The sequence below is a fragment of the Novipirellula sp. genome (genome assembly GCF_041583735.1).
Taxonomy (GTDB): Bacteria; Planctomycetota; Planctomycetia; order Pirellulales; family Pirellulaceae; genus Novipirellula.
The window spans coordinates 1-7,007 of record NZ_JBFHFD010000454.1 but is presented as its reverse complement, the minus strand read 5'-3'; the positions used below and the strand labels follow the sequence as shown (position 1 = coordinate 7,007).

The window sequence follows — 7,007 nt, the reverse complement described above, 5'->3', positions numbered from 1 at the left end:
TGGAAGTGGCGATCGACGATCCCTCGCTTCATGATTTGCCGATGTTCCGCATTGATGCCGAAGAGGTACGCAGCGAACTGGGGCTCGAGCGACGCAAAAGCAAACTCTATTCGCTGAACGAAATTCGTGAACAATGGGACGAAGCATCCAAGCTAGTCGAAGCTGCAGGCAAAAAAGAAGCGATCCATCAATCGTTCAAAGAAAAGAAGTTGATCGAATTGGATCGCCGTACGCGGCAATACACGTTGACCGCTGCAGCGTTTCGGATTCCCACCCCGTCGCGATTCCCAGCCAGCTTCTTTCCAGAGGGGACGGATGAACAAACGCGTCAAATGTTCGCGCTGCGTGAACTCGAAATGCGAATGGAAAGTCTGGCCAAGATGCCAGCGCCGGCCGTGATCCCGCCGGTTGAAGAGGTGGCCGACGCCGTGGTTGATAATCCGAAATGGTCAGCCTATGCACCGGCGTTTTTTGACATGGCCAAAAATTCGCTCGGGACTGGCGCGACGCCTCGAGCATCGATCGAGTCGTTTGGTCAAATGATCAAAGCGTACAGCGACATGGACACAGTGGGCTTTAACACCGCCGTGGACGAACATCTCGCCGCCGTTCAAAGCTACAGCATCTCTGGTTATGACAAAGCCATGGTCTCACTGGAACGATGGATGCAATCGAATTGGCCCACCGGCGTGACGATGTTTTTGTATCTCGTCTCGACCGTCCTAGCGCTCGTTTATTTCTTGTTCCACTTGCCTCGGATGCGACAAGCGGTTTGGGGAACACTGGCGATTGCTTTGGCGATTCACACGTTTACGATTTTGTGCCGCATAGCGATCACCGGTCGCGCTCCGGTCATCAACCTCTATTCCTCGGCTGTGTTCATCGGTTGGGCCGCCGTGTTGTTTGGCTTAGTGGTTGAGCGAATTTTCAAATACGGTACCGGTAACCTGTTGTCCGCATTTGCAGGCATGATGTCGCTATTGGTCGCCTACGGGCTGAACACCGGGGATACGATGCCGGTACTGCAGGCGGTGTTGGACACGCAGTTCTGGTTGGCGACTCACGTAATCAGCGTCACGTTGGGCTATGTTGCCACGCTAGTTGCCGGCACGATCGGGATAGGCTATTTGATTGCCGGATGGGTCGGCAAAGATGCCAAAGCGATGAAGGATTTGTACCGAATGTGTTACGGTGCGGCCTGTTTCGGAATCCTGTTTAGCTTCGTCGGCACGGTCCTGGGCGGCTTGTGGGCGGACGACAGCTGGGGACGATTCTGGGGCTGGGATCCGAAGGAAAACGGGGCGTTGTTGATCGTGATCTGGAACGCGCTGATGCTGCACGCTCGCTGGGATGGCATGGTCAAAGCACGCGGTTTCTGCGTATTGGCAATCGGTGGCAACATCGTCACGACGTGGAGCTGGTTTGGCACGAACGAGCTGGGCATTGGACTGCACAGCTACGGCTTCACCTCCGGCGTCTTGATGTGGTTGAGCCTGTACATCGCAAGCCAAGCCGCCTTCATCATCGCCGGAGCCGCATTCGGCCGCAAACCCAGCGACCTCGAATCGGCGTAACCAAAGCGTCCGCGAAGGAGCCTTTCCTAATAAGGTTTGTGCTAATTTAGCGTAGCGGAAGTCGTGCGTGACTTTCGTTCCATGGTGTATGCCTCCCGAAACTCTTGACGAGTTCCGCTACGAAACGCTTCTCAGCGCCCACGTTTCGGCGCTAGCCACGGTTTCGTCACCATCCAACCGAGGCGACCGGGTTGTTGATTGAGTGAGCCGCTCGCGCGTCAGCGGCCGGGGTCCACGCATTACCCGGTGCCTTGCGGTCCACGGCTCACACGCCACATTAATACGCTGTCGCTAGGCGAGGACGCAATGTTGCTCGATTCCGCTGACATTATTCCGATGGTGGGCCGACTCCGATATCCGCGGACTTGTTCGTCACGCTGTCAGGCTCGATCTGACCATCATCGTCGCTGCCGTTTTCGCCCACGCTGTAGACGATCCAGCCGGACTCGGCGGACTGGGCCAGTAGCGTTTCTCCGCTGTATGGATCGCGTATCGCCTCAGCGGGTAACCCCAGATCATGCAGGTCAACCGCAGACGCCGGTTCCTGACGCGACTGGATCGCATTGAGAATTCTTAAACAACGTTCCGTCGCAAGCGTGTGTTTCATAGCGTCCCGTGCGTTATCGATCGCGGGGACAAGTAGTGTGGTCATGCCGACGGCGGTCACTTTTGTCGACGCTGGCTCGTTCGGTGCCCGTGAACTGGTCTCGATTTGCTCGTTCATGTATTCGATGTAATTTGCCAATTGCGGAGTCAACGAGGCAGCCAAGATCGAAAACCCACGAAAGCTCTCGATGCCGAAGGCGCGTTCGGATTTGAGTGTCTGCGTGAAATCACTTGCCAGCTGTTGCTGAGCCAACTCCCGCTCGATCTCAGCATGCGTCTGAGGCGTCAATGTTTCCGTTTGCAAAATACCGTTCAGCTGGAACAAAACTTCGCGACGACAGGCCATGTTGACCATCCACGACACAAGCAGCGGCGTGTCTGCTTGCAGCCGAACCAGTCGCAGCTCTTCGAGACAAACGGCCACCGCGTCGTCCGGCTTTCCGATCGCAGCGAGGTAGCGAGTCCGGATCACCTGCAACCGTGCGATCGCACGTACCTGTTGGCTCACTTGCATTACCTGACCCATCAGTTCGTTCGGCGACGATTCGAAATCGAGCGGCCAAGCGAGGCTGTTGCAGTGCGATGCCAAAGCGAGTTGGTCGGGTAGGTGAGGGTGCGCGTCAAAGATCTGACGTAGCGTTGCAATCTGCCCCTCCGCCAAACCGTGACGCCACGAGAAGTCATCGGGATAGGCAATTGGATAGGCTTCGTTGACGACTTGTTCGACCTCGGCGGCGATGGGTTTGAGATAGGTCGCGGCGTTCTCGTCTTCGGCGACGGCAGCCGTCCGCAGATTTGCGAGCGACACCGGTTCGCCTCGATCCCGGATCGGTTTCAATGCCGCTTCGACCTCGGCATACGATCGCCAGCTCAAAAATCCCGCGACGCCTATCAAAACGGCGATCAAGGCGATCGAGACTTTGAAGAACTGTTTCAAGCGATGTTTCATGGTGGGTGCGCCGTGATGCAGGAACTGGCATAGCCGATGGAGTCAATGCTAACACAAAAGAGCCAAGAGTCTTGAGTCTAGCGACGAAACGAAACGACGCCTGTTCCATATGACTGCTTCAAAAACGAGCTTCAAGTGTTTGCACTTGTCTTCTCGGCGGTTTTAGAATCGGTCAGAAATCAATCGTCGTTCGATTGAATACACTCGGCTCTGAATCTCTCAAGATAGGGCGCACGATCTATCGGACAAACGTGGACGCTGGCACCGATTTTTCGGCATTGTTTTTTTCATGGCTCAAATCTAACGATTTACCGGCTGGCACCCCGCAAGTTGCAAGACCTAAGACATTACGTCTACAATGGCAAGCCGTTTGTTGTATTCGTAACAAAGAGGCCTCCATGCAAAACTGGACTACAACCGTCTTGCTGTCAGTTTTTCTTGTTTTTCAAGCTATCGCGGGCGACTCTGCGACTGCCCAGAAAACCAAAGATGACGCGCAGGAATCGACAGCGACGGCCATCTCAAGGCAACTACTTGCATCACAGACTTGGCCTATGTTTCGCTGCGAAGTCGCTCCAACACGCGAAATGAAGTTATCAGTCATTCTGCGATACACGAACATGACGCGGATTTTAAACCCAGAAGAAAATGTTTCGGGGCTGGTCATGTTGTGTGCGGATCAGGGTCGTCCAGTGGCGGCTATTCAGGTCTATGCATGGGACGGCAAAGTCTGTCACGAACTGGATTTGTTGGCTCGCCAACCCCATTACACCGCATCCTATGAGAGGCGGGTGAAATGGGAACCGAAACAGATCGCTATCGATTATCACCAACTGCCTAACGCTGATGCCCCGAGTGTGCAGTCGAATCGTCGCTTGAGACAAATGAAGAGCTACGCTCGCCGTTTCGCTTGCACTTTGACTGGCTGGAATCCGGATAATTCAGACCGCCAGGAGTTACGTTTGATGCCCAGCCCACTTTATCGTTATGAAATCGCCGATCCGAGTCAGGCCCTTGGCAGCTTCGACGGCACGGTGTTCGCCTTTGCCCAGGGCACCGACCCAGAAACGCTGCTGTTGATCGAAGCGATCCGTGACGCTCGCGGGGAACACTGGGAATACGCATTTTCCCGCGCCACTTCCGGTGGACTGGAAGCCACACTGGATGGTGTTCAAGTTTGGCAGGCGGAAAAGGACCCGCCAATGCATCCGCGGTTGCCTCATTTTAAGTACGAGCGATCGCTGCAGACCGACTGAACGCTTGAACGTAAAGAAGAATCCGTGTGAGTTAAAAAGGCTGTCACCGGCGTTCGAACGGGCTACAGTCTTTTGCCGAACCATCATCTAGCGAATCGGACCTACATCGAATTCCTACCGGCAATTCATAAAAATTCCTCGGACTATTGAATCATGTTGTTCCGCGACAGCAAATGTAGCCACCTTAAAACACACGCATCGGGTTGTGATGGTGAATGCTCAGCGGCCCCAGGATTATTGAAAATTCCTAAGCAGGTCGCTCACTTAACACGACATTCCCGTTCAGAACGAGATTAAAAGATGTTTGCACAGGAAAGACGCCTTGCTGGACGGTGGAACGCCCGGTTGTTTTTTTCGAGAACGCGTTGTCCTATTTCGATCCCACATAGGACCTAATGAACGCTAACAGCTCGGAGAGCTGAGCGACATTGGTTACGGCTCGCTGATCGTGGGGCCGCCGCTGAATTCTTGAGCGGTTTGGATTCGTGGTGCGGGCGAATGGCTGGTGCCATTTGGAATCGATCGGCTCGGAGGCAACAACCACTGCATCAGCGGCGTGGTCTGCTCGGACATCGGCACCATCACACTGTGTGACGGTGCGACCGCTTTGGCCAACTCGATCGCCGGCATCTCCAATTCACGAGCTTGTACCATCGAGTAGCCGTCAGCAATCAATACTACGCCCGCAGGCAAGCCTTCATAACCTTGCTCGGTGCGACAGATCCCATCAAGCGTCATCTTGGCGCCGAAGATCTGAAACTGCATCGCCAAGTGGTCGTAGGGAACTGGACGTGCACTTGTGGTGTCGGTCACGACGGTCATACCAAGATCCCGCTGCATCGACGCTAATAGCGACGTCCCGACAAAGCCTTCTTTGGCACGAAGCTCAGCAATCACGTCGACCGTTTTACCAGGACGAATCATGCCGCGACGAAATCGCAAACTGGCGTCGCCCGTTAATTGATGAGGCAGCCGCTGAAACAGTCGCGCCAAATCAACCTGATCAAATCGGGACGTGCTCAAATCAACCCACCAACCATCCGGCTCGATGCTCCATCGCATCATGCCCGAGAACGTGGCCTCGTTGCCGAGCATCGCCATCGCGTCGCTGTACGGAGCCAGGGCAGAGCAGGGCAGGGCGGTATCGCCGGTTTCCAGCGTCCACGTCGTCACCGGAGTCACCCCGCTGCGATCGCGAACCACTTCGATGCGAAAACCGCGATCGGTGGGCTGGCCCGTGGGTAAACATTCGATCGTCGCGCGGGTGGAACTGCCGATCATTGACGGGTTGCTCGGTTCGATCCAAGCATCGACATCGCGAAGCGTCATCGGCCCGGCGTCGCTGTGCAGGGTCAAGTCGTTGGCGGCAAAACGCACCGGCGTCGAAACACAAATCGATTGGCATAAAAACCGGTCGTGCACCAATCGCCAAGTATTGCCCAGTTCCGAGGATTGCAGCTCGGGTTGATGCAGCACAATCGAAACACCGCCGTTCACTTCGGTCCAGGTGAGCTTGTAGACCTTGGCAACTTCGCGTTTCGTCTCTGGATCCAGCAATCGAACGTTTTGCAGTTCCAACCGCGAGGGACTGGGGCGATCGAAATCTTCGATCTCGACGTCGAACCCCGTTTCTTTGGCGATCGACGCGGTGATCGTTCGCAAACAATGACGGTGGTACCAGGGGGTCCAGGTCACCAGGATCGTCATCAAAACGATCGAAGTTGGCAACGCGCAGCAGATAACGAACACCAAGCGAGCAAAGGCTCGTTGTGTCCGTTCATGCATTGGGAATCCTTTCCCTGCGAGGGCGACCGAAACCGTTGACTTAAAAAACCGTGTTTTTCGGACCCATCACGAGTCCGTTTGCTGTGTGCCGTCGGAAGCAGCGGGTGCTTCTGATACCCTGCACGCTAGCGAACAGCGATAGACACGTTCGAATCTTAAGTTCATTACCCTGCTTGCCGATAGGTCGTTTGGAAAAATTACAACATGCGGGCAAGGCTAAAATCACATTGGTTTCTGATCTCACTCGGATTGATCTTTGCCATCGGTTTCTTTGCTAGCGAAGCACTGACTCCGCTCTTAGAAATGACCACATTGCGCAGTGCGATCGTGTTCGCCGTGATGGGGTCGATGGGGATCACGCTGCCCGCCCAGTCGGTGCGGCAGAGTCTTCGCAAGCCGCTGCCGACTCTGCTAGCAATCGCAATCAATATCGTCGTCGTGCCGATGATGTGTTGGCCGATGAGGGCGTATTTACCGGCCCCAATCTTTGGCGGTTTGTTCGTCGCATCGCTGGTCCCGTGCACGTTGGCATCGGCGGCCGTGTGGACACGCAAAGCGGGTGGAAACGAATCGATCGCGCTAATGACGACCGTCGTTACCAATCTGGCCTGCATCGCGGTAGTGCCCATCGGTGTCGCCTTGGTGCTAGCAAAAACCACGGAACTGTCGTTGACCGATCAGGTCTGGAATCTAACCTGGGTCGTGGTTATTCCCATCGTGTTGGCGCAAACGATGCGGATGGCAGGACTCGCGGAATGGGCAGATCGCCAAAAGCTCCGCTTATCGTTCCTTGCCCAGCTCGGTATTCTGTCGATGGTGGGCTTCGGATCGATCGCG

5 protein-coding genes are annotated in these 7,007 nt (G+C 55.2%); 3 read left to right on the top strand and 2 right to left on the bottom strand.

Annotation, left to right across the window (positions count from 1 at the left end; all coding sequences use genetic code 11):
* Nucleotides 1-1,574 (top strand): cytochrome c biogenesis protein (locus ABX962_RS25545; RefSeq protein ID WP_372723554.1); only part of this gene is annotated, 1,574 nt, incomplete at its 5' end.
* Between the two features lie 328 nt (nucleotides 1,575-1,902).
* On the opposite strand, the gene ABX962_RS25540 is transcribed toward ABX962_RS25545, so the two are convergent.
* The gene (locus ABX962_RS25540) at nucleotides 1,903-3,129 is read right to left on the bottom strand and encodes a hypothetical protein (RefSeq protein WP_372723552.1); all 1,227 of its coding nucleotides are present in this window, start codon (nucleotides 3,127-3,129) and stop codon (nucleotides 1,903-1,905) included.
* Nucleotides 3,130-3,323: 194 nt separating this feature from the next.
* Here ABX962_RS25540 and ABX962_RS25535 point away from each other — a divergent pair, with 194 nt between their 5' ends.
* A complete protein-coding gene (locus tag ABX962_RS25535) occupies nucleotides 3,324-4,385 on the top strand; it encodes a hypothetical protein (protein ID WP_372723550.1) in 1,062 nt (353 codons plus the stop codon).
* Between the two features lie 432 nt (nucleotides 4,386-4,817).
* Here the strand turns inward: ABX962_RS25535 and ABX962_RS25530 are convergent, their stop codons facing one another.
* A complete protein-coding gene (locus tag ABX962_RS25530; RefSeq protein WP_372723549.1) occupies nucleotides 4,818-6,170 on the bottom strand; it encodes a hypothetical protein in 1,353 nt (450 codons plus the stop codon).
* 204 nt (nucleotides 6,171-6,374) lie between these two features.
* Between ABX962_RS25530 and ABX962_RS25525 the strand changes: the two genes are divergently transcribed.
* Nucleotides 6,375-7,007 (top strand): bile acid:sodium symporter family protein (locus ABX962_RS25525; RefSeq protein WP_372723547.1); only part of this gene is annotated, 633 nt, incomplete at its 3' end.